This window comes from Streptomyces mangrovi, from assembly GCF_900114215.1.
Lineage (GTDB): Bacteria > Actinomycetota > Actinomycetes > Streptomycetales > Streptomycetaceae > Streptomyces > Streptomyces barkulensis.
This window is the reverse complement of the sequence record NZ_FOSG01000004.1, coordinates 164978-187147: the sequence shown is the minus strand read 5'-3', so window position 1 is coordinate 187147 and position 22170 is coordinate 164978. Positions and strand designations below refer to the sequence as shown.

Genomic DNA, 22170 nt, shown 5'->3' with positions numbered 1-22170 from the left:
GGCCCGGCCCGAACCCTGTGACGGCGGGTTCGGGCCGGAGCCGGACCTGAGCCGGACCGGTGGGGGCGGCCGTGTCAGGGGCCGGCGCAGACGGTCTCCGGTACGGCCGGGGAGCCGGTGGCCGTGAAGCCGAACGTCGCCGAACCGTCGGGGGCCAGCCGCGCGTTCCAGTCCGCGCCGGTGGCGATCACGGTGTCGCCGGAGCGGGTGAGCGTGGCGTTCCAGACGCTGCCGAGCGTGAATCCGTCCTGCGCCGTCCAGCGCACCTGCCAGCCGTCGACGGGGGCGGAGCCGTTGTTGCGCACCGTCACCTCGGCCTGGAAGCCGCCCGACCACTGGTTGACGACCCGGTAGTCGGCGGTGCACGGCGCCTGTCCGGGGTCGTCCGGCTCCTCGGGCTCCTCCGGCTCCTCGGGCTCCTCCGGGCCGGCGTCGCCGTAGGTGAGCCCGTACCCGTAGGGGAACAGCGCGTCCTTGCCGTCGCCGTCGTTGACCGGTTGCTGGCTCGCGGACCGCATCCAGGTCACCGGGAGCCTCCCCGTCGGCGCGTGGTCGCCGTAGAGCACGTCGGCCACCCCCGCGCCCTCGGTGCCCGGCAGCCAGGAGGCGAGCAGTGCGTCCCAGCCGCCGAGCTGTCCGGCGATGTCCAGCGGGCGGCCGGATACGAGTACGACCACGACCGGCACCCCGGAGGCCCTCAGCCGCGAGAGGGTGGCCAGATCCTCCTGGTCCAGGCCCATCGAGCCGGGCCGGTCGCCCTCCATCTCCGCGTACGGCTTCTCGCCGACGACGGCCACGGCCACGTCGTAGGAGCCGTCGATGCCGTTGCCGTGGCGGTCGTAGGCGACCTTCGAGGGGTCCGAGGCCGCGGCCCGCATGCCCTCCACGACGGTGGTGCCCGGCGTGATGTCGCCGGAGGAGCCCTGCCAGGTGATGGTCCAGCCGCCGCTCTGGTTGCCGATGTCGTCGGCGTTCTTCCCCGCCACGAAGACCTTCGCCGACTCGGCCAGCGGCAGCAGTCCGCCGGAGTTCTTCAGCAGCACCTGGGACTTGCGCACCGCCTCCCGGGCGAGTTCGCGGTGGGCGGCGGAGCCGATGGTGGAGGTGTAGGAGCGGTCGGTGTAGGGGTTCTCGAACAGGCCCAGCTCGAACTTCTTGGCCAGGATGCGGCGGTTGGCGTCGTCGACGCGCTCCATCGGCACCCGTCCGGCCCGCACCTCGCCGCGCAGCAGCTCGATGAATCCGCGGTAGTCGTGGGGCACCATCACCATGTCGATGCCGGCGTTCACCGCGTCGCGGACCTCGGAGGCGGTGAAACCCTCCCGTCCGTCGAGCTGGTCGACGCCCGCCCAGTCGGACACCACGAAACCGGTGAAGCCCAGTTCGCCCTTGAGGACGTCGGTGATCAGGTAGCGGTGGCCGTGCAGCTTCGCGCCGTTCCAGCTGCTGTAGGAGACCATCACCGAGCCCACACCCCGCTCCACCGCCTCACGGAACGGCGGCAGATGGACCGCGCGCAGCTCGGCCTCGCTCAGCTCGGTGTTCCCCTGGTCATCGCCTCCGGTGGTGCCGCCGTCACCGATGTAGTGCTTGGCGGTGGCCAGGACCGAACCGGGGGCACCGAGCGAGTCTCCCTGGAGGCCGTCGATCAGCGAGGTCATGGCACCGGGCAGTTCGGGCGTCTCGCCGAAGGACTCGTAGGTGCGCCCCCATCGGTCGTCACGGGCCACGCACAGGCAGGGCGCGAAGGTCCAGTCGATGCCGGTGCCGGAGACCTCCTCGGCCGTGGCCCGCCCGATCCGCTCCACCAGTCCGGGGTCGCGGGCGGCCCCGAGCCCGATGTTGTGGGGGAAGATCGTCGCGCCCCGTACGTTGTTGTGGCCGTGGACGGCGTCCACGCCGTAGATCATGGGGATGCCCAGCGGGGTGGACAGGGCGGCGCGCTGGAAGGAGTCGTACATCTCCGCCCACGCCTGGGGGGTGTTGGGCGTGGGGGCGGAACCGCCGCCGGACAGGACGGAGCCGATGCGGTAGGCCGCCAGGTCGCCCGGCCGCGCCTCCAGGGCGCCGCGGTCGACCTGGGTCATCTGGCCGATCTTGTCGTCGAGGGACATGCGGGACAGCAGGTCCTCGACACGGTCGTCCACCGACAGGGCCGGATCCTCATAGGCGGGCGGCGCGTCGGCCGACGCCGCGGCGGGGGTGCCGTTCAGGCTGCAGGCCACCATCAGGCTCACCGCCGCTCCCGCGGTCAGCCGCCTGAGCCGGCCGCGCAGCGCGGTGCCGGCCGGTGTCCGTCCTCTCCCGCGCTCAGGGGTTCCTCTCGTCGTCCTTCTCATGGCGGTGCCGTCCTTCCGGTGGGGCCGCGCTGCGGGCATGCGGCTGTGGGGGCTTTCCGGCCCCGGCCGGCGGCCACCGGCCGGACGTCCGGCCCCGGCGGAGGAGACACCGGGGCCGGACGCGGAACCGGTCCGGCGGCGCGCCCTCATCGCGCCGCCGGGCCGGGGGTTCCCGACCGGGGCTCCAGGCGCGGAGAGCGTCCGGGCGGGTGGTCGCGGTTCAGGGGCGCAGCGGCGGCTCCGCGTTGCGCACCAGTTCCAGCGCCTGCTGCGGGAACCACTGGCCGGCCGCCGGATCGACCATGCCGCGCGCGGGGTCCTCGGGCCCCTCGGTACCGCGCAGGCACAGGCCGTCCGACTCGCCGGGGATCTTGATCCACAGGCGGGCGTCGTGCAGCGGGTCGCCGGTGCGGGTGGCCGGCCGCGCGCCCAGGCCTCGGTCCGGCGGGTTGCACCAGTCCTGCGGGTCCGGGTAGAGGTCCGCCGGCGCGGTCCACGGCCCCTTGCCGTTGCGGCTGGTGTCGGTGACGAAGTGGGGCTGGTCGGCCGGGTCGGCGGTGACGTTCTCCTCCAGCCAGGCCCGGGCCTCGTTCCGGTCCGACCACTGGTCGGGGCAGGCCGCCGCGTCGCCGCCGCCCTGGACGTACTCCACACAGCCGGAGACCAGCTTGCCGTACCGGGCCAGTTCGTCGTCGGCCCGGTAGTTGGAGGCGTTGAGGTAGAAGCCGGCGGTCCGCTCGATCCCGGCCTCGACCAGCCGGGGCACGATGGACCTGACGCTGTGCCAGCCGCTGTGGCCGGCGTCGAGGTAGACGGTGGTGCGGGGCCGGGCCGAGAGGGTCTCGACGGCGTAGCCGATCTCCGCGTAGCGGGCGGCGGTCAGGGTGCCCTCGTCGTCGTCCTGGCCGCAGTCGGAGGGCAGCAGGGCCAGGGAGTCGGGCTCCAGGACGATCAGCGCCCGCTTGCCGCCGATACCCCTGGCGACCTCGTCGATCCAGGCCTTGTACTCGGCGGTGTTCGCCGCGCCGCCCGCCGAGTACTGTGAGCAGTCGCGTCCGGGGACGTTGTAGAGGGCCAGCACCGGCAGGGCGCGCTTGCGCGCGGCGTCCCGCACGATACGGGCCACCTCCCACCGGATACGGCTGTCGTCCCCGTTGCCGTTGAGCCAGACCGCCTGGGGAGTGGTCACCATCCGGGCGACACCGACGGCGTCCCGGTACTCCCGCGCCTCCACCAGTTCCCTGATCTGCGTGTACGCATCCGGGTTGGCCGGCGGTACGTACAGGCGTTCCCCGCCCCGTTCCCGCTTCTGCGCTCCCCCCTCGGCCCGGTCGGCGGCCCCGGCCACCCCGGTCCCGGCGACCAGCGCCAGCGCGGCGGCCGCCGCTGCGGCTGCGACAGTGCCTGTCCTGCGTCTCTGCACGTTCCCGGCTCCTGACGTGGGCGATCCGACGAAGCGCTCCCCTGCGGCACGGCCCGCCGCCTCATGGGAGCGCTCCCATGCCTGCTGCCAGACCTTCCTCCCGTCAGCGCCGCCCGTCAAGACCTCCCACCCGGGTTTTCCGCGGCGCCCCGCGCCCCGCGCGGCGCCGCGGGGGACCGCCGTTGCGGAGGCGAAGGGTGAAGGAACCGGCGGGCCCCCCGCCGGACGGCGCACTCCTCTAAAGTCAAAGGCATGGCTGCAGACGAGGGGAGCGTGCGGATCGACAGCTGGATCTGGTCCGCCCGGCTCACCAAGACACGTTCAATGGCCGCCGCCGCCTGCCGCGGCGGCCATGTCCGCATCAACGGCGACCGGGTGAAGCCCTCCCACCCGGTGCGCCCCGGCGACGAGGTACGGCTGCGCCACCTGGGCCGCGACCGGATCGTCGTCGTCACGCGCCTGGTACGCAAGCGGGTCGGCGCAGCGGTCGCGGCGGAGTGCTTCGTCGACAACAGCCCGCCCCCGCCCCCGCGCGAGTACGCCGCCCCGGTGGCCCGGCGCGACCGCGGCGCCGGCCGCCCGACCAAGCGGGAGCGGCGCGAGACCGAGCGGCTGCGCGGCCGCTGACCGCAGCCGGCGCGCGATTCCCGGCGGCCGTGCGCCGCCGTCGTACGGCCGCCGGGATTCGCGACGGGGAACCACCGGCGGCCCATGCGCCCGGTCGCGCCCAGGGGCGCCGGCCGTCCCCGCCTCGCCACCCCCCGACAACCGGCCGTCCGCCACCACCCCCGCCCCCTCGCCCAGTTTTCGAGCATTTGCCGGGCACCACCGTCCGCGGGCCACAGCGAGGCGGGGACGGGAGCGGGGCCCGGACGGACACGCTGTCAGGTGATGCGAAGTACGCCCTCACCTGTTTTCTTTTGACACTGCGTATGACTAACATCGCTCCGTCCTTCGCCGCTCCCACCAGCGGCGACCCGTCACCGTGAACCACTGCTGGGGAGAGATGGCACTGCGCACCCGTGTGCCGAGACGGCAGGGGCGGTCGGCGAGCAAAACGTTCCGTCTGAGTTCGCTGCGTCCGAACTCGATCCGGGCGGCCCTGCTCATCCTGGCCGTCGTGCCCAGCCTCGCCATGATCGCCCTGTGGGGTGTCAGTACCGGCCAGTGGGCGCAGGAGTGGGAGGTCCAGAAGGACGAGAAGACCCTCGCCGCCCGTGCGGGCACCCCGGCCAACGCCGTCTACTTCAACCTCCAGGAGGAGCGGCGGCTCAGCGCGGAGCTGCTGGCCGGTCCCGACGGCCCGACCCGCAGCGCCCTGCGCGAGCAGCGTGCCCGGACGGACGAGGCTCTGCGCTCCTTCCGCACGCTGTCCGGCATCGACGCCTCCAACGCACCCGAGGACCTGCGGGAGATCGTCGAGCTGACCCGCTCGGACATGCTCCGCATCGACCGTATCCGCCAGAGCGTGGACAACGGGGTCGCGGGGCAGGCCGACGTCTTCCGCTACTTCACCGAGCTGATCGCCGTCGACCTGCGGCTCTTCGAGGCCCTGAGCCGTTCGGAGAACAGCGAGGTGACGGCCCGCGCCAGGGTCCTGATCGACCTGTCCTGGGCCAAGGAGATGCTCTCCCGCGAGGACGCCCTCCTCGCCCGCGGCTGGGACACCGGCCGGCTCACCGACGGCGAGCACTCCAGCCTGACCGAGTGGATCGGTGCCCAGCAGTTCCTGCTGGAGAGCCGGATCGCGCCCCACCTGCCGCACGAGGACCTCCTGCTCTACCGCCAGATGACCACCAACAGCCACTGGCTGGGCAAGGCCGAGACGGAACGGCGGCTGCTGGGCGCGCACTCCCACAGCGGGGAACCCGGCATCCCCCTGCCCGGCTCCGAGGCCGAGTGGCGCGAATCGGTGGACGCGCTCACCCCGCAGTTCCAGAAGCTGATCATGAACCGGACCATCGACCTCAACCAGGTCGGTGACGAGTCGGTGGCGGCCCTGGAGCGCCGCATGACGATCGTCGCCGCCATCAGCCTGGTGGCGGTCCTCCTGGTCGTCACGCTCAGCCTGCGGATCGCGGGCACCCTGCGACGGCGCATCACCTCCCTGCGCCAGGAGGCCCTGGAGCTGGAGGGGAGACTGCCGGACGTCGTCGAGCGGCTGCGCCGCGGCGAGACGGTCGACACCGAGGCCGAGGTGCCCCGGGTCGGTCATGAGGACGACGAGCTGGGCCGGCTGGGCCAGGCTCTCAACCTCGCGGGCCGCAGCGCCGTCGAGACCGCCGTACGGGAGGTCGAGCAGCACCGCGGCTTCGAACGCCTGCTCCAGCGCATCGCCCGCCGCACCCAGCTGCTCATCGGCCTCCAGATGAAGAAGCTCGACGAGATGGAGCGCCGCCACGAGGACCCGGAGGTACTGGAGGGCCTGTTCGACCTCGACCATCTGACGGCCCGTCTGCGCCGTTACGAGGAGAACCTGGTCATCCTCGGCGGCGGCCAGCCGCAGCGGCGCTGGCGCAAGCCGGTGAAGATGCTGGACGTGCTGCGCGCCGCGCTGGGCGAGGTGCAGGACTACCGCCGCATCCAGGTCGAGGTCGAGGGCCGGCCCTGGCTGACCGGCCGCGCCGTGGGCCCGGTGGTGCACGTGCTGGCCGAGCTGATGGAGAACGCCGCCGCGTTCTCCAAGCCGCCCACCCCCGTGGAGGTACGGGCCGGCATGGTCGGGCGGGGCCTGGTCGTGGAGATCGAGGACCGCGGCCTGGGCATGGAGCCGGACGAGTACGAGCGGGTCAACCGGCTCGTCGCCGACCCGCCCCGCGCCGACATGCTCTCCCGCGCCGACGACGTCCGGCTGGGCCTGTACGTGGTCGCGCGGCTCGCCTCCGGGCTGGGCCTGGGGGTCGAGTTCCGGCCGTCGGTGTTCGGCGGCACCCGGGTGATCGTCCACATCCCCGAGGAACTGGTCGCCGACAGGCCCGCCGACGACGGCGCGCCCCGGAGAGCCGGCGCGCCCCGGAGAGCCGGCGCGCGCCGGGAGGCGGACACCGCGGGCGGGAGCGCCGCCGACCGGGAGGAGACCGCACCGTCCGACGGCGGATCCCCCGCGCCGCTGCCCGTGCGGTCCCGCGGCCGGGCGATGTCCGCGGTCGTCCCCGCCCCGGCGGCCCCGCCGTCCGCCGAAACGGCCCGGACCACCAAAAACGCCCAGGACACCGCGGACGCCCGGGGCACCGGGGACGGCGGGGACACCGGGGACGAGGAGGAGCCCCGGCACGACGGCACCGGCGCGGCCGGTGGCGCGCAGAGCGCCGCGGAGGAAGCCTCGGAACACCCCGACGGCGAGGCGGACAAGCCGCTGCCCAAGCGGGTCCGCCAGGCCAGCCTCGCCCCCGAGCTGCGGAATCCGGCCGTCCGGAAAGCCTCCGGCCCGGACGAGGACACGCTCACCCTGCGCCCGGAGCCCGCCCGTTCCGGCGCCGCCATCGGCGCCTTCCAGCGGCAGTCCCGCATCGCCAGGCAGCGGGCCGCCGCCCCCGACGCCCCCTCCACAACCGGCGGCAGCACGCCGGGTCAGAGCCGACCCAAGACGGAAGACCGAACATGACACAGCGAACCACCGCCACCAACCAAGACCTGGACTGGCTGCTGGACGGTCTGGTCGAGCAGGTGCCGGGCACCCGGCACGCCGTCGTCCTGTCGGACGACGGGCTGGTGATCAGCCAGTCGGGCACCATCGAGCGCACCGCCGCCGAACGGCTGGCCGCCGTGGCCACCGGCCAGCAGAGCCTGGCCCGCGGCGTCGACGAACTGTTCGACGGCGGCCCGGTGCAGCAGGTCATCGTGGAGCTGGCCAACCTGTGGCTGTTCATCACCGCGGCCGGCAAGGGCACCCACCTGGCCGTCGTCGCCTCCCAGGACGTGGACGCGGAGGTGATGGCCGTGGCCATGCACACCCTCGTGCAGCAGGTCGGCCAGAAGCTCGGCACCGAGACCCGGTCCGACGCCTCGGCCTCCGGCGGGGGTGGACGTGGGTGAACCACTGGACGGACAGCCTGGAGTCCGACGGCGAGGAAGAGGACTCACTGGTCCGGCCGTACACCATCACCCGCGGCCGCACCGCTCCGCAGCGCGACGACCTCACCCTGATCACGGTGGTGACGACGGTCGAGCCCGAGGAGGGCCGGCCCGCCGGGCGGCGGCTGGAGCCGGAGCACCGGGCCATCGTCGAGCAGTGCCGCGAGCCGGCCGCGGTGGCGGAGATCGCCGCTGAGCTGGATCTGCCCGTGTCGGTGACGAAGATCCTGATCGGCGATCTCGTGGAGTTCGGCGCGGTGACGACCCGTCCGCCCCTGGCGGACGGGAGAAGTGGTGGACTTAACGTGGAAATTCTTCAGGCGGTGAGGGATGGGCTCCAGAAACTCTGACGCTACGACGGGCCCACTGGCCGTCAAGATCCTCGTCGCCGGGGGCTTCGGGGTGGGCAAGACCACGATGGTGGGGGCGGTCAGCGAGGTGGCCCCCCTGCGCACCGAGGAGTACCTGACCGAGGCCAGCGTCGGGGTGGACGACACCGGCGGTCTCGCGGAGAAGACCACCACCACGGTGGCGCTCGACTTCGGCCGGATCACCGTCAACCCCGAACTGGTGGTCTACCTCTTCGGCACCCCGGGCCAGGAGCGCTTCTGGTTCATGTGGAACGACCTGGTCAACGGCGCCCTGGGCGCGGTCGTCCTGGTCGACACCCGGCGGCTGGATGTCAGCTTCGCCTCCATCGACTTCTTCGAGAGCCGGGGCATCCCCTTCGTGGTGGGCGTCAACTGCTTCCACGGCCGCTGCGACCGCACCGAGCAGGAGGTGCGCGACGCCCTCGACCTCGACCCGGGCGTCCCGCTGCTGATGGGGGACGTGCGGCGGTCCGAGGCCGGCCGCGATCTGCTGGTCGCGCTGATCGACCTGCTGATGGCCCGGTCCGTGGCGGTCCGCGAGCCCGCCGGCTGACCGGCGGGCCGACCGGCGGGCCGACCGGCGGCGGAGGCCGCTCCCCTTCTTTCGTCCGCCTTCATTCGCCCACCGGCACGCTCCGGCGCCCGGCGTGTGCTCCTGCCCGCACGCCCTGCGTCGGGCACGCCCCTCTCCCGAAAGGAACCCATGTCCCCGGCCCGTACCGTTCTCGTCGTCGGAGGCGGGATCTGCGGCAACGCCCTGGCCGTCCTGCTGCGCCGCGCAGGCATCGCGGTGGATCTGGTCGAGCTCTCCTCCGACTGGAGCGTCCAGGGCTCCGGCATCACCCTCCAGGGCAACGCCCTGCGGGTGCTGCGCGAGGTGGGCGTGTGGGAGGAGGTCGGCCAGAAGGGCTTCGGCTTCGACACCCTCGGACTGATCGCCCCGGACGGCACGGTGCTGCACGTCGCCGAGGACATCCGCACCGGCGGGCCCGAACTGCCCGCCACCCTCGGTATACGCCGCCCCGACCTCCAGCACGTCCTGACCGGCGCCGTACGCGCGGCCGGGGTCCGCGTCCGGCTCGGCTGCGCGGTGGAGTCCCTGGAGCAGGACGGCGACGGGGTGGACGTCCGCCTCACCGACGGCACCGCCGGCCGCTACGACCTGGTGGTCGCCGCCGACGGGCTGGGCTCCCCCACCCGCGCGATGGCCGGGATCGAGGACCGGCCCGAGCCCACCGGGATGGGCATCTGGCGCGTCACCGCGCCCCGCCCGCGGAGTGTGGAGCGCACCGACCTGGCCTACGGCGGCCCCGCCTACATCGCGGGCTACTGCCCCACCGGCGAGGACGCCCTCTACGCCTATCTGGTCGAGCCCGCGCGGGAGCGGGCCGAGCTGTCCCCGTCCTCGTACGCCGCCGAGATGCGCGCCCTGGCCGCGGGCTACGGCGGCGCCTGGGAGGAGATCCGCGCCTCCATCACGGAGGACTCCGCTGTCAACTACACCTGGTTCCACCGGCTTCTGGTCGAGGGGCCGTGGCACCGCGGCCGGGTCGTGCTGGCCGGGGACGCGGCCCACGCCTGCCCGCCCACCCTCGCCCAGGGGGCGGCGATGTCCCTGGAGGACGCCCTCGTCCTCGCCGAGCTGCTCACCGGCGGCGCCGGCTGGGACGAGGAGACACTGGCCGTCTACCGGGAGCGCCGCATGCCGCGGGTGCGCATGGTCGTGGAGAACTCCGTGCGGCTGGGCGCCTGGCTGATGGAGGGGGTGCGGGGCGCGGACGTGCCCGGACTGATCGGCCGGACCATGGCGGTGCTCGGCGAGCACCCCTAGACGGTGTCCTCGACGGTGCCCGGCGGGCCGTACACGCTCCGTCGAAGGCTCGTAACGGTCTCTCACCACCTCTAAAATCCGTTTATCGTTCCGGCATGTTCGATTCGCGGCACATCAGGACCTTCCACGAGGTGGTCCGCACCGGTTCGTACTCGGCGGCGGCCCGGTCCCTGGGGTACACACAGCCCGCGATCACCCAGCAGATGAAGGCGCTGGAGCGGACCGTGGGCACTCCGCTGTTCCTGCGGGCCGGCCGGCGGATGCGGCTCACCGAGGCGGGCGAGGCCCTGTCCCGGCACGCCGGCGTGATCCTGGGCAGCATGGAGACCGCCCAGCGGCAGATGACGGCGCTGACCAGGCTGCGCGCGGGGCGGGTACGGGTGTGCGCGTTCCCCAGCGCCGGGGCCACCCTGGTGCCGGAGGCGCTGGCGCGGCTGGCGGCCGACCACCCCGGAGTGCGGGTCGAGCTCCAGGAGAGCGAGCCGCCCGAGTCGCTGGACCGCGTGGTGCGCGGCGAGTGCGACATCACCCTGGCCTTCACCTACCCCGGGCTGCGCGAGCAGGTGCCCGGCGAACTGGTGGAGATCCCGCTGCTGGAGGACCAGCTCACGGTGCTGCTGCCGGCCGGGCACCCGATGGCGCGGCGGCGGGCGGTACGGCTGGCGGAACTGGCGGACGAGCGCTGGATCGCCGGGTGTCTGCGCTGCCGCACCAACTTCCTGCACGAGTGCGCCGAGCTGGGTTTCGCCCCCGACATCGTCTTCACCACCGACGACAACCTCGTGGTGCAGAGCCTGGTCGCCGAAGGGCTGGGCATCGCCATGATGCCGGGGCTGGTGCTGTCCTTCCTGGTCCACCGGAAGGTCACCGGACGCGCCCTGGATCCGGCCGCCCGGCGGCAGGTCTCGGCGTACGTGCTCCGCGAGCATCTGCGGATACCGGCCACCGCGCTGGTGCTCCAGGAACTGCGGGCGGTGGCCGCGAACCGCACCGGCTGCTGAGACCGGCCGCCGGGCGGCCCGTTCCTCCGCCCGTTCTCCGCCCGTTCTCCACGTGTCCTCAGCACTCTCCCATAAGCGGAATTTTGGGAACCGCAAAGAAACCCTCGTTGGACGTGATGGGTGATCGGCGCGACGCTGCGGGCATGGCCGCTTCGCTCTCCTCCACCGCACACCCCGCACACACCGCCGTCGGCCCGGCCGCCCGTGCCGCCGGCCCACGGACGACCGGCCGCCTCGCCGCTCTCGTCGCGGACATCCGCGCGGCCGTGGGGCGGGGCCTGCCGCCGGACCCGACCGCGTATCTGGTCGGCGAGAAGCTGGCGCCCCACCTGGGCGCCCCCGACCTGCTCACTCCCGAGCAGTGCGAGGGCGATCCCGAGCGCTACCGCCAGCACCTGCTGCACGCCGAGGCCGACGGCAGTTTCTCGCTCGTGGCCCTCGTCTGGCTGCCCGGCCAGCGCACCTCCGTGCACGACCACGTCTCCTGGTGCGTCACCGGAGTCCACGAGGGCGAGGAGCACGAACGCCGCTACCGACTGCTGCCCTCCGACTCCCCGGACGGCCGGGCGCGGCTGATCGCCACCGAGGACGCGGTGAACCCGCAGGGCTCGGTGTGCGGCTTCGCGCCCCCCGGCGACATCCACCGGGTCTGGAACGGCGGCTCGGACAAGGCCGTGTCCATCCATGTCTACGGAGCCGACGTCTCCCGGCTGGGCAGCAGCGTCCGCCGGGTCTACGACCTCCCCGCAGACCGCTGATGGCGCTGCTCGGACAGCGTCCGCGGCGGCACACCGGCGAGCACGGCGACAAGCACACCGGCGAGCACGGGGACGGCGAGCGCACTCCGGCGCGTCCGGCCGGGCCGAACCCCCCGCGCCGGGGCGTGCCGGATCCGCTGCCCGGTCTCGCCCTCGCCGCGGGCGGCACGGCGCTGGCCTGGGCCGTGCACCGGCTGCTGCCGGGGGTGCCGATGCTGACCGCGGCGGTCGTGCTGGGCGTGGCCGCCGCCCACCTGCCGGGGACGGGCCGGTTCGCCTCCGGCGCCGGCCGCCCCGGACTCTCCATGGCCGGGAAGCGGCTGATGCGCGCCGGTGTGGTGCTGCTGGGCCTGGAGCTGAGCCTGGGCGACGTACTGGGGCTGGGCTGGGCGACCGTCGGCATGGTGCTGACTGTGGTGGCCTCGACCTTCTTCGGCACCCTGTGGCTGGGCCGCCGGCTCGGACTGCGCGGGGACCAGCCGCTGCTGGTCGCCACCGGCTACTCGATCTGCGGGGCCTCCGCGATCGGCGCGGTCGGTCAGGCGCGCGGCAGCGACGAGCGGGACACGGCCGCCTCCGTGGCCCTGGTGACCCTGTGCGGCACGCTGGCCATCGTCGTCCTGCCGCTGCTGCACCATCCCCTCGGCCTGGACGGTGCCCAGTTCGGGCGCTGGGTCGGCGCCGGTGTGCACGACGTGGGCCAGGTGGTGGCGGCCGCCCGGACCGCGGGCGAGACGGCGCTGGGCGAGGCGGTGCTGGTGAAGCTGATGCGGGTGCTGCTGCTGGCTCCGCTGGTCGCGGCGGTGACCGTCTCGGCCGTCCGGGGCGTCCGCAGCGGCCGGGGCGGCCGGGCATCCGGTGACGGGGAGCCCGGCGGCAGGCGCCCCCCGCTGGTTCCGCTGTTCGTGGCCGGGTTCCTGGCGGCGGTGGCCGTGCGCACCACCGGGGCCGTCCCGGCCGACGCGCTGGAGGCCGCCGCGGCGGTCCGGGAGTTCGTCCTCGCCGCCGCGCTCGTCGGCCTGGGCAGCGCCGTCCACCTGCCCACCCTGGCGCGCACCGGCGTGCGGCTGGCCGTACTCGGGGCCTGCTCGTGGGTGGTCGTCGCCGGGGTCTCCTACGCGGGCGTACTGCTCACCTCCTGATGCCCGCGGGCGGCCCTCGGCCCTCCCCGGCGCCCATGAAGGGGCGGCAGCCGGGGAAGGCGGGCCATAACGGATATTCCCACAAGGGGAGCACGAGATGGCCAGCATCGAACCGAACCCCGTGAACCCGGTCAGCGACGCCTGGAACACGGTGGCCGGCTACTCCTCCTACGAGGAGGCCCAGACCGCCGTGGACCGCCTCTCCGACGAGAAGTTCCCCGTGGAGCACATCGACATCGTCGGCTCCGACCTGCGCCTGGTCGAGCATGTCACCGGGCGGATGACCAAGGGCCGGGCATCCGCCATGGGCGCCGCCAGCGGCGCCTGGTTCGGCCTCTTCATCGGTCTGCTGGTGGGGCTGTTCACCACCGGCGGGGCCTGGCTCGGGCTGATCCTCGGCGGCATCCTCATCGGTGCGCTGTGGGGGGCGGTCTTCGGGTTCGTCAGCCACGCCGCGACCGGCGGGAGGCGCGACTTCTCCTCCACCCGGTCCCTGGCCGCCGCCCGCTACGACGTCATCGTGCGCGGCGGGCACGCCGACCGGGCGCGGGGCATCCTCCAGCACCAGGGGCTGTCCGGCACGGCGTGACCGCGCCGCGGTCGCGGTGCAGCAGCGCCCGCTCCGCCGCCGTCCACGCCGTGGTCGTGGCCAGGTAGACCCCGGCGGCCAGCGGGACGAACGCGGCGGTCGCCAGGGTGCCGAAGGAGAGCAGCGGCAGGAGCCTCGCCAGGCCCGGCGCTCCGGGCAGCTCCGCCCGGTGCGCCGCCGCGCGCGCCCGCCGGTACGTCCAGGCCGCCACGGCGGCGATCACCGCGAACAGGCCGAGGTACACCAGCCCCTGCGGGCCGAGGAACCCGCCGTCCGCGAGCGCGTCGGCGTAGACCCCGCCCAGCGGGGCCGCTCCCAGCCGGTCCTCCAGCAGCCCGTTGGGTTCTCCGTCCACCCGCTCCGCCGTGAACAGCCGGTACATCACGAAGAAGACGGGCAGCTGCGCCAGCATCGGCAGGCAGCCGGCCGCCGGCGAGACCCCCTCACGGGTGTGCAGTTCCAGCAGGGCGCGCCGCAGCCGCTCGGGGTCCGCGGCATGCCGCTTCCTGAGCTCGGCGGTCTGCGGGGCGAGGCGGGCGCGGGCCTTCTCCGCCCGCGCCCCGGCCCGGGCCAGGGGGTGGAGCAGGGCGCGTACGCACACGGTGGCCACCACGATCGCGGCGGCGGTCGCGAAGGTGGCGAAGAGCGGTTCGAGCGCGCCGGCCAGCAGCGCGAGGAGATGGACGATGACGGACATGGCTGAGCCCTCCCGGGGCCTCGTCGTGCCGGACTGATCGGACGTCGGCGTGACGAGCCGTGCGGGCGCGGCCCCGGCGAAGGATCCGCCGCGGTTCTCCCGCGCCTACCCGGCCGTCGGGAGGGGACGGCCGGGGGCCCGGGGCCGCGGGCGGCCCGAGGCGTCGGGGTCGCGCTGCGGCAGGAAGGCGGTACGGCGTTCCCGGTCGCGCAGGGCGGTGCGGACGCGCGCGGGCGGCGCGGGCCGGGCGCGGCACGCGGTGCGGAGGGCGGCCACGGCAAGCGCCGTGCCCGCGGCGGCGGCGAGGGCCGCGGCGGCCTCCGCCAGACCGCCGCCGTGGGCGGGCTGGAGGCCCGTCAGGAGCACCAGCAGCGCCGTCAGCGCCGGGTGCACCAGGAGTGCGAGCGGCCGGAGGGTGGTGTGCCACCGCAGTGCGCGGGGCGTGTGCGCACGGCGTGAGTGCCTGCCGTACGGCATGTACGCTCCCCTCCCCACGGTCCGCTCCCCCGCGGCCCCGTCCGTCCGTGGCCGCCTTCGATGCTAGCCCAGACGCGCCGAAGCGGCCCCGGGGTTCCAGGAGGGCTCCCTGCCGCTGAGGCCGACGGCACGGTCCAGCAGCGGGGAGCCGTCGGGGACCTCGACGACGGGGCCGAACGTCCCCGCCCTCTCCGCCTCGTCCGTCGACTGCGACAGCAGGCCGACCGACACCCGCAGGCTCGTCTCGTCGCAGTCGTACTCCTGGCCGGTGGCGCGGGCGATGTCCCAGCCGTGTATGAGGAGCTCGTTCAGGGCGACACGTCCCGCCACCGCGGCCGGCAGTGTGACGCCGCCCGCCTGGGTGACCCCCTCCCACGCCGCGGGTTCCCGCCATGCCGCGACGAGTCCGTCCAGGGCGCGGGGTACGGCGTCGCGCCAGTCGGCGGGCAGCAGCGCGGCGGAGGGCCGGGAGGCGGAGGGATCGGTCCGGGTGGCGGGGCCCAGGTCCTTGCGGGCGGCGTCCCGGAAGGCGACGCTCAGGCCGAGCACATGGTGGATCAGGTCGCCGACGGTGCTCCCCTCGCACGGGGTCGGTGCGGAGAGCCGCTCGTCGGCGACGTTCTCCAGCACCAGGGCCATGCGCCGGGCCGGGGGCTCCAGATCGGGCATCGCGGTCATCTCGCGTTCCTTCCTCTCGCGGGTGTGCCGGTTCGCGCGGCACCGTACGGGCGCGCATGTGTGGAGACCGGCGCGGTGCGGGGAACTCATCGCCGCCGCGGCGGGTGGCGCAGGTCTCCCCGGCCCGCGGCATGACCACCGCCGCCGCGGGTAGCCGCCCGCTGGTTCGCAGCCGCACCACGGCCGGACGTGCCCGCGGCGGGCGTGCCCGGATGGCGGGCGCGGCGGCGGGCACGCGACCGGCACGTGAAACGATCTGGGGCGCGGCGAACGACCGCACCACGGGTCGCTCACGGCACCCGTGACACGAGAGAGAGGATCCGCACCATGGCGACCACCGCGACCCGGACCGAGCACCCGCCGATCTACGAGGGTCTGCTGGAGGAGCTCGGGGACGTCCCCACCGAGACGCGCGAGGCGGCCGAGCGAATACTGCGCGAGACCCGTGAGGTCCTGGACTGGAGAGAGCTGGGCGAGGCGCAGCACCGCCCCGAATGACCCGGACCCGACCGGACCGCCCCTGAGGACGTGGGCGCCGGGCGCTGCCGTCAGGCGGTGGCCGGGAGTGGTACCAGGAAGAACTCCCGGCCGTCACGCCCGACCACCCGCACCGGGTTCGAGGGCAGCGCGTCGAAGACGGCCGCCGCCACGGCCTGAGGTGGATCGTCGGCGGTGATCGGCGGCCCGAGGGCGGCCCGGATCGCCTTCCGGGAAGTGGGCGAGGGGGACTTGCGCCCGGCGGCCTCGGCGCACTCGTCGATCTGCTCGTCGCTCAGGTCCGGCCCGTATCCCCTGCGGCGCGCCTCGGCGGCCACCACGGTGGCCAGGGCGGCGCGGTTGTGGTCGCGGCAGATCTCCCCCGGGGTTCCCGCGGGGTGGAAGTGGCGGGCGGTTCCGATCGAGATCGAGGACATCGAGGACAACGCGGCCTCCGTGCAGAGCTGGAATCCGTGCGGGGGGTGAAGGAGGAAGGGCGGACCGGGCTCCCGCTCCGGGCGGCCGGGACGTCTTCCATGGTACGGCCGCGCTCCGGCGGCTCCCCCGCGAGGCGCCCCGTGGAGGGGGCCGTGGAGTAAGAAAGGGAAGGCCCCGGCCGAGACGGGGGAGAACTCGACCGGGGCCGGCTGGGAGGCGGGTGCCCGGAGGGCTGCGCCCGGGGGAAGAGGCGCCTTCGCGTCCGTCGGCACCCGCATCTGGTTCAACCGTAAACCATCCTGGGATGTTCCCCGCAACGGACCCCACCCCCGCGTCCGCGCACACTTTTCCCCGGCGTTCCCGGGTGACCGGACGGCGGCTGGGTAGCGGGACACCATGAGGACAAACCGCCCCATCTCTCACATACTCCGGGGGCGGCGGGCGACTCTGCTCTGGGCCGTCCTGCTCGCCCTCACCACCGCCCTCCTCTCCCCCGCGGGCGGCGCCCGGGCGGCCACCGGCCTCGACGAGGTCGCCGCCGCGCTGCGGGACGATCCCGTCTACGTCGATCCGGCCGCCTCCGACAAGCTCTCGAAGTCCGAGGCCGACCGGCTCACCGAGCAGATCCGGGCCGGCGACGTCCCCGTCTACATCGCCGTCCTGCCCGACGACTCCTCCTACGGAGGCGACGCCGTCTTCGACCGGCTGCGCTCGGAGGTGGGACGCCCCGGCGTGTACGCCGTCGCGCTGGGCTCGCAGTTCGGCGCGGCCTCGGACGCCGGCGTGCTGGCCGGTTCGACGGCCAGTGAGCTGGCCCAGCGCAATCTGCGGGAGCACTCCGGTGAACCGGACCGGATCCTCAGCGGCTTCGTCACCGACGTGCAGTCGGCCGCGCGCACCGACGGCGGCACGGGCGGTTACGGCGACCGGGACACCACCGGCGGAACCGGTGGCGCCGGCGTCCTGGTGGGCTTCCTGGCCGTGCTGGCGGTGCTCGCGTTCGGTGGCCTGTTCCTGACACGGCGCTCGCGCAAGCGGCGGCAGGAGGAGGAGCGGGCCGAACTGGAGCAGGTGCGGGCGGCGGTCCAGGAGGACATCACCTCCTACGGCGAGGCCCTGGACCGGCTCGACTTCTCCCCCTCCGCCCCCGGTGTCACCCCGGAGATGCTCGACGACTACCGACGGGCTCTGGACGCGTACGAGAAGGCCAAGGAGGCCTCCGACGCGGCCCGCCGCCCCGGCGACGTACGGGCGGTGTCCGAGGCGCTGGAGGACGGCCGGTTCGCCCTGGCGGTGCTGGACGCCCGGCGGGAGGGGCGGGAGCCGCCCCAGCGGCGGCCGCCGTGCTTCTTCGACCCCCGGCACGGGCCGTCCGCGCGCGATGTGGAGTGGGCGCCCCCGGGCGGCTCACCCCGTGAGGTGCCGGTCTGCGCGGCCGACGCCGCCCGGCTCGACGACGGCCTGGACCCGGCGGTGCGGACCGTGCCGACGGCGACCGGTGAGCGGGTGCCCTACTGGGACGCGGGCCCGGCCTACGGTCCGTGGATGGGCGGCTACTACGGAGGCTACGGCTCGATGCTGCTGCCGGGCCTGCTCTTCGGAACGGTCCTGGGCAGCAGCATGGGCGGCTGGGGCTACGGCTACGGGCCCGGCTGGGGTTACGGCGGCGAGAACGGTGGGGACTTCGGCGGAGGCTTCGGAGGCGGAGGCGGAGGCGACTTCGGCGGGGGCTTCGGAGGCGGGGATTTCGGGGGCGGCTTCGGTGGCGGGGGCGACTTCTGAGCCCCCTCCCCCGGCCCCTCCGGCCCCGCGTCAGCGCCGGCTGAACGTGCCGGGCCGCTGACGCACGGCGGCGTCAGCGGCCCGGTGGCACCCCGGCGGCGCCCCGGCACGGCCGGCAACAGGGCCTTCGCGGGGCCTTGTGGTCAGCGCGGCTGGGCGTCCAGCCAGACGGCGGTGTCCGGCGGCAGCGTCCGCCCGTCGCACGGGCCACTGGCCAGCAGCGGCCCGGCCTCGGAGGGCGGCAGGGGCAGCGGGGCGCCGGAGAGGTTGACCCGGCACTCCAGGGCGCCCTTGCGGAAGGCCAGCTCGCCGTCCCGGGCGGGCAGCCAGGTGAAGCTCTCGTCCCCGGTGAAGGAACGGCGGGTCTTCAGGGCCGTCCGGTACAGCTCCAGGAAGGAGCCCGGCCGGCCGGTCTGGGCCTCCACCGAGTGCTCGCCCCAGCCGTCGGGCTGCGGCAGCCAGCTTCCGCCCGGGCCGAACCCGCAGGAGGGGCCCGAGCGCTCCCAGGGCAGCGGTACGCGGCAGCCGTCGCGGCCCCTGCGGGTGTTCCCGGTCCGCTCCCACATCGGGTCGCGCAGCGCCTCGCGCGGCAGGTCGGCCACTTCCGGCAGGCCCAGTTCCTCGCCCTGGTAGAGGTAGGCGGTACCGGGCAGCGCCAGGGTGAGCAGGGCGGCGGCGCGGGCCCGGCGGCGGCCCGCCTCCTGGTCGGCGGCCGGCTCACGGCCGTCCGACATCAGCCAGGCGACGGTGTCGGTGCCGGCGGGCAGGGCGTGGCGGCTGAGGTGGCGCACCACGTCGTGGTTGGACAGCACCCAGGTGGGCAGCGAGCCGACCGAACGGGCGCCCTCCAGTGAGGAGTCGATGACCTCGCGGTAGGCGCCGGCGTCCCAGGGGCAGCGTAGATAGGGGAAGTTGAACGCCTGGTGGAGTTCGTCGGGCCGGGTGTACAGCGGCAGCCGCGCCTGGCCGACGCCCGCCTCGGCGACGGCGATCCGGGGCGGGGTGTACTCGTCGAGGATCTTCCGCCAGGCCCGGTGGATGTCGTGGACCTCGTCGCGGTCCCAGAAGGGGTGGTCGTGCCCCTCGGGCGGCGCGTTGAGAGGGGCGGAGTCCGATCCGTTGGTGTCGCGCAGCGGCAGGGCGAGGTCCTTGCGCATGCCGTGCGCCACGTCGATGCGGAAACCGTCGACGCCCAGGTCCAGCCAGAATCGCAGGATGCTCTCGAACTCGGCCGCGACCTCGGGGTTCTCCCAGTTCAGGTCGGGCTGCTCGGCGGCGAAGATGTGCATGTACCACTGGCCGTCCGGCACCCGGGTCCACACCCCGCCGCCGAACTTGGACTGCCAGTCCGAGGGCGGCTCGCCGCCGTCCGGGCCGCGGCCGTCCATGAAGACGAAGCGGTCGCGGGCGGGTGAGCCGGGCGGGGAGGCCAGGGCCTCGGCGAACCAGGGGTGCTCGCTGGAGCAGTGGTTGGGGACGATGTCCACGATGACCTTCAGCCCCAGGGCGTGGGCACTCTCCAGGAGCTCGCGGAAGTCCTCCAGGGTGCCGTGGCGGGGGTCGACGTCGCGGTAGTCGCTGACGTCGTAGCCGCCGTCGGCCCAGGGCGAGCGGTAGAAGGGGGTCAGCCACACCGCGTCCGCGCCCAGCTCGGCGACATGGCCGAGGCGGTCGGTGACCCCCCTCAGGTCGCCCATGCCGTCCCCGTCGGCGTCGGCGAAGCTGGGCACGTATATCTGGTAGACGACGGACTCCCGCCACCAGTCGGCGTCGTCGCCTCGGGACGTGCTCTGTGTCACGGCTGCCTCTCGGGTCCTACTTGTAAGACAAGCCGAATTATTGGGCCGCGACTTGGTTCACGGTCAAGAAATGCCCGCGATACGAGCACGTGACATATGCCATGTCCGGTGATGTCCTGACTCACCGCTCCGGTCCTCCCGCCGCCGTCACGCGGTTCGTCCCGGAAGGTCCGGGCAGCCGTCCTTACACTGTCCGTGCCCGTTCCACAGCACCGGGCCGCGTGAGGAGAGACATGTCCGCAGCACAGCAGACCGACGGCCTGGTGAACTGGGCCACCGGCCTGATGGAGACCCTCGGCGCCCCCGGGGCGGGTCTGGCCATCGCCCTGGAGAACCTCTTCCCGCCGTTGCCGAGCGAGGTGATCCTGCCGCTGGCCGGGTTCACCGCCAGCCGCGGCGACATCAGCCTCTTCGCCGCCCTGCTGTGGACCACGCTCGGCTCGGTGGCCGGGGCGTTCCTGCTGTACTGGGCGGGCGCGCTGCTGGGCCGGGAGCGGACCCTGGCCCTCGCACGGAGGATCCCGCTGCTGAAGCCCTCGGACATCGAGAGGACCGAGGCGTGGTTCGCCAGGCACGGCACCAAGGCGGTCTTCTTCGGGCGGATGGTCCCGGTCTTCCGGAGTCTGATCTCGGTGCCCGCCGGCGTCGAGCGCATGCCCGCGGCGACGTTCCTGACGCTGACCACGCTCGGCAGCCTGCTGTGGAACACCCTCTTCGTGCTGACCGGGTACGCGCTCGGGGAGAACTGGCACACCGTGTCGGGCTACGTCTCGATGTACTCCAGGGCCGTGGTGGCCGTCATCGTCGTGGCCGTCGTGGGTTTCGTCGCCGTCCGCGCGGTGCGGTACCGCCGCGGCGACGGGTAGGGCGCCGGGCCCACACCTCGTCTCAGGTGCGCCCCTCGTCCTCCTGAGCCTCCTCCAGAACGGGCCCGGCCGTCATCCACCCGGCCCGCACCACCGTGAAACCGTCCGCCTCGTAGGCGTCGCAGACCCGGTGGTCGTCGTCGACCACCACAGCGACGGCGCGCCCCCGCGCCAGGCTCCGCAGCAGTTCGGGCTTGGCGACGCGGGCCGGGCGGCGGTCCCGCCCCCCGCGCATCAGCAGCGGCCCGCCCGGCAGGCCGTGCCGGGCCAGCCACCGCAGGGTGTCGCGGCGGCACCGCTCCGGCCTCCCGGTCACGTACGCGATCTCGTACTCCCCGGCGGCGGTCAGGGCCAGTTCGACCCCCTCGGCCAGCGGCGGGTCGTCGGGGGCGGCGGCGAAGAAGGCGTCCCAGTCGCGGCGCCCGTCGAGGAAGTGCAGGCGGTGCCGGACGTCGGCGAGCGTTCCGTCCAGGTCGAACACCGCCAGCGAGCGGGACGCCATCGGTCACCTCCGGGTGCGGTACGGCAGCGGCACTCGCGTCATGCTCGCACCCGCCGGTCACGGCCGTGCGACCGGTTCCCCCTTCTCCAGAACGGTCTTCAGCGCGGAGAGGATCATCACCCAGCCGCCGCTGGTGCCCTCCAGCATCCTGCTGTCGGAACTGGTGAAGCCGTCGTGGGTGATGGTGAGCTTGCTGCCGAGTTCGGGGACCTCGGCGGGCTCGATGTCGAAGGTGACCCTGCTGCGCTCCTCGCAGGCCTTCGCGAACTCCTCGTCGGAGTCGAACAGCGCGCGGTGCATCGGCTGGAGGGTGTGCCAGGTGTACGACAGCCGCCGGCCGGGCTCGGCCTCCAGCACCCGCTGCCCCAGTTCCTCGAACTCGCCGTCCGGTGTGCTCTTCCAGCGCACCGGCGATCCGACCTCCCAGTCCGACTCGGGCCCCGTTCCACCCATATAGATCCTGATGAACGCGGGGTCGGTGAGCGCCCGGTAGATCTCCTCGGGCGTGGCCTGAATGTAGATCACGTACACGAACTCGGGCTTGTCCATCGCGTCCTTCGCCTTCATCGCGGGGCCCTCCAGGGATCGCTTCAGCTGCGTGAGCGCGGCCATGCGCCCTCGCTCGTACTTGCCGATCCAGCGGTCGGCGACCTCGTGGATCGGCACGGGATTGAGGTAGTGGAGCTTCTCCCTGCCGCGGCGCACCGCGGTGACCAGGCGGGCCTCCTCCAGGACCGCCAGGTGCTTGCTCACCGCCTGCCTGCTCATCCCCAGTCCTTCGCCCAGCTCCCGCAGACTCTGGCCGCCCCGGACGTGGAGCCGGTCGAGCAACCGCCTGCGGCTCGCGTCGGCGAGAGCTCTGAACACTGCGTCCATGCCTCATCACCTGTCACCGCAGGATAGGCAACCATTTGGTTGCACGTCAA

General features: G+C 73.9%; 22 protein-coding genes. 13 read left to right on the top strand and 9 right to left on the bottom strand.

What is annotated here, in order from left to right; genetic code table 11:
* Positions 1-74: 74 nt before the first annotated feature.
* Together BM237_RS07405 and BM237_RS07400 are read right to left on the bottom strand one after the other, a co-directional pair.
* Positions 75-2339 (bottom strand): glycoside hydrolase family 3 N-terminal domain-containing protein, encoded by a 2265-nt coding sequence (locus BM237_RS07405; RefSeq protein WP_245793470.1) that lies wholly within the window; start codon positions 2337-2339, stop codon positions 75-77.
* A gap of 220 nt (positions 2340-2559) precedes the next feature.
* Positions 2560-3762, bottom strand: a complete 1203-nt coding sequence (locus BM237_RS07400; RefSeq protein WP_245793469.1) for a glycoside hydrolase family 6 protein — start codon at positions 3760-3762, stop codon at positions 2560-2562.
* 252 nt (positions 3763-4014) lie between these two features.
* On the opposite strand from BM237_RS07400, the gene BM237_RS07395 reads away from it, so the two are divergent.
* From BM237_RS07395 to BM237_RS07350, 10 genes are all read left to right on the top strand, one after another.
* Entirely contained in the window at positions 4015-4389 is a 375-nt protein-coding gene (locus BM237_RS07395) for an RNA-binding S4 domain-containing protein (RefSeq protein ID WP_093848720.1), read from the top strand.
* Positions 4390-4768: 379 nt separating this feature from the next.
* A complete protein-coding gene (locus BM237_RS07390) occupies positions 4769-7366 on the top strand; it encodes a sensor histidine kinase (RefSeq protein ID WP_093848719.1) in 2598 nt (865 codons plus the stop codon).
* Entirely contained in the window at positions 7363-7797 is a 435-nt protein-coding gene (locus BM237_RS07385; RefSeq protein WP_093848718.1) for a roadblock/LC7 domain-containing protein, read from the top strand. The genes BM237_RS07390 and BM237_RS07385 overlap by 4 nt, the downstream gene beginning before the upstream one ends.
* Complete coding sequence (locus tag BM237_RS07380) at positions 7794-8186, top strand: DUF742 domain-containing protein (RefSeq protein WP_093848717.1); 393 nt, start codon at positions 7794-7796, stop codon at positions 8184-8186. Before BM237_RS07385 ends, BM237_RS07380 begins: the two co-directional genes overlap by 4 nt.
* Positions 8167-8760 carry a GTP-binding protein gene (locus BM237_RS07375; RefSeq protein WP_093848716.1) on the top strand — a complete coding sequence of 198 codons (594 nt, stop codon included), beginning with the start codon at positions 8167-8169 and terminating at the stop codon, positions 8758-8760. The genes BM237_RS07380 and BM237_RS07375 overlap by 20 nt, the downstream gene beginning before the upstream one ends.
* A gap of 150 nt (positions 8761-8910) precedes the next feature.
* Positions 8911-10038 carry an FAD-dependent oxidoreductase gene (locus BM237_RS07370; protein WP_093848715.1) on the top strand — a complete coding sequence of 376 codons (1128 nt, stop codon included), beginning with the start codon at positions 8911-8913 and terminating at the stop codon, positions 10036-10038.
* Between the two features lie 95 nt (positions 10039-10133).
* A complete protein-coding gene (locus tag BM237_RS07365) occupies positions 10134-11039 on the top strand; it encodes a LysR family transcriptional regulator (protein ID WP_093848714.1) in 906 nt (301 codons plus the stop codon).
* Between the two features lie 143 nt (positions 11040-11182).
* Positions 11183-11797, top strand: coding sequence for a cysteine dioxygenase family protein (locus tag BM237_RS07360; RefSeq protein ID WP_093848713.1), 615 nt, complete (start codon positions 11183-11185; stop codon positions 11795-11797).
* A complete protein-coding gene (locus BM237_RS07355; protein WP_093848712.1) occupies positions 11797-12939 on the top strand; it encodes a YeiH family protein in 1143 nt (380 codons plus the stop codon). The genes BM237_RS07360 and BM237_RS07355 overlap by 1 nt, the downstream gene beginning before the upstream one ends.
* Before the next feature lie 97 nt (positions 12940-13036).
* Positions 13037-13528 (top strand): YflT domain-containing protein, encoded by a 492-nt coding sequence (locus BM237_RS07350; RefSeq protein ID WP_093848711.1) that lies wholly within the window; start codon positions 13037-13039, stop codon positions 13526-13528.
* On the opposite strand, the gene BM237_RS07345 is transcribed toward BM237_RS07350, so the two are convergent.
* From BM237_RS07345 to BM237_RS07335, 3 genes are all read right to left on the bottom strand, one after another.
* Positions 13455-14225, bottom strand: a complete 771-nt coding sequence (locus tag BM237_RS07345) for a YidC/Oxa1 family membrane protein insertase (RefSeq protein WP_093848710.1) — start codon at positions 14223-14225, stop codon at positions 13455-13457. The two genes, BM237_RS07350 and BM237_RS07345, sit on opposite strands and share 74 nt — an antisense overlap.
* A 105-nt stretch (positions 14226-14330) precedes the next feature.
* The gene (locus BM237_RS07340) at positions 14331-14702 is read right to left on the bottom strand and encodes a DUF6412 domain-containing protein (RefSeq protein WP_245793468.1); all 372 of its coding nucleotides are present in this window, start codon (positions 14700-14702) and stop codon (positions 14331-14333) included.
* A gap of 63 nt (positions 14703-14765) precedes the next feature.
* A complete protein-coding gene (locus BM237_RS07335; RefSeq protein ID WP_093848709.1) occupies positions 14766-15380 on the bottom strand; it encodes a TIGR03086 family metal-binding protein in 615 nt (204 codons plus the stop codon).
* Between the two features lie 327 nt (positions 15381-15707).
* On the opposite strand from BM237_RS07335, the gene BM237_RS29190 reads away from it, so the two are divergent.
* Positions 15708-15878 carry a hypothetical protein gene (locus BM237_RS29190; RefSeq protein ID WP_165869647.1) on the top strand — a complete coding sequence of 57 codons (171 nt, stop codon included), beginning with the start codon at positions 15708-15710 and terminating at the stop codon, positions 15876-15878.
* Positions 15879-15928: 50 nt separating this feature from the next.
* On the opposite strand, the gene BM237_RS07330 is transcribed toward BM237_RS29190, so the two are convergent.
* Positions 15929-16294, bottom strand: coding sequence for a hypothetical protein (locus BM237_RS07330; protein WP_093848708.1), 366 nt, complete (start codon positions 16292-16294; stop codon positions 15929-15931).
* A 397-nt stretch (positions 16295-16691) separates the two neighbouring features.
* On the opposite strand from BM237_RS07330, the gene BM237_RS28685 reads away from it, so the two are divergent.
* Entirely contained in the window at positions 16692-18077 is a 1386-nt protein-coding gene (locus tag BM237_RS28685; protein ID WP_107415208.1) for a hypothetical protein, read from the top strand.
* 143 nt (positions 18078-18220) lie between these two features.
* On the opposite strand, the gene BM237_RS07320 is transcribed toward BM237_RS28685, so the two are convergent.
* A complete protein-coding gene (locus tag BM237_RS07320) occupies positions 18221-19876 on the bottom strand; it encodes a glycoside hydrolase family 13 protein (protein ID WP_245793467.1) in 1656 nt (551 codons plus the stop codon).
* Between the two features lie 233 nt (positions 19877-20109).
* Between BM237_RS07320 and BM237_RS07315 the strand changes: the two genes are divergently transcribed.
* Positions 20110-20742 carry a DedA family protein gene (locus BM237_RS07315; protein WP_093848706.1) on the top strand — a complete coding sequence of 211 codons (633 nt, stop codon included), beginning with the start codon at positions 20110-20112 and terminating at the stop codon, positions 20740-20742.
* Between the two features lie 22 nt (positions 20743-20764).
* On the opposite strand, the gene BM237_RS07310 is transcribed toward BM237_RS07315, so the two are convergent.
* Entirely contained in the window at positions 20765-21244 is a 480-nt protein-coding gene (locus BM237_RS07310) for a phosphatase domain-containing protein (protein ID WP_093848705.1), read from the bottom strand.
* A 57-nt stretch (positions 21245-21301) separates the two neighbouring features.
* Positions 21302-22120, bottom strand: a complete 819-nt coding sequence (locus tag BM237_RS07305; RefSeq protein ID WP_093848704.1) for an ArsR/SmtB family transcription factor — start codon at positions 22118-22120, stop codon at positions 21302-21304.
* Positions 22121-22170 lie beyond the last annotated feature (50 nt).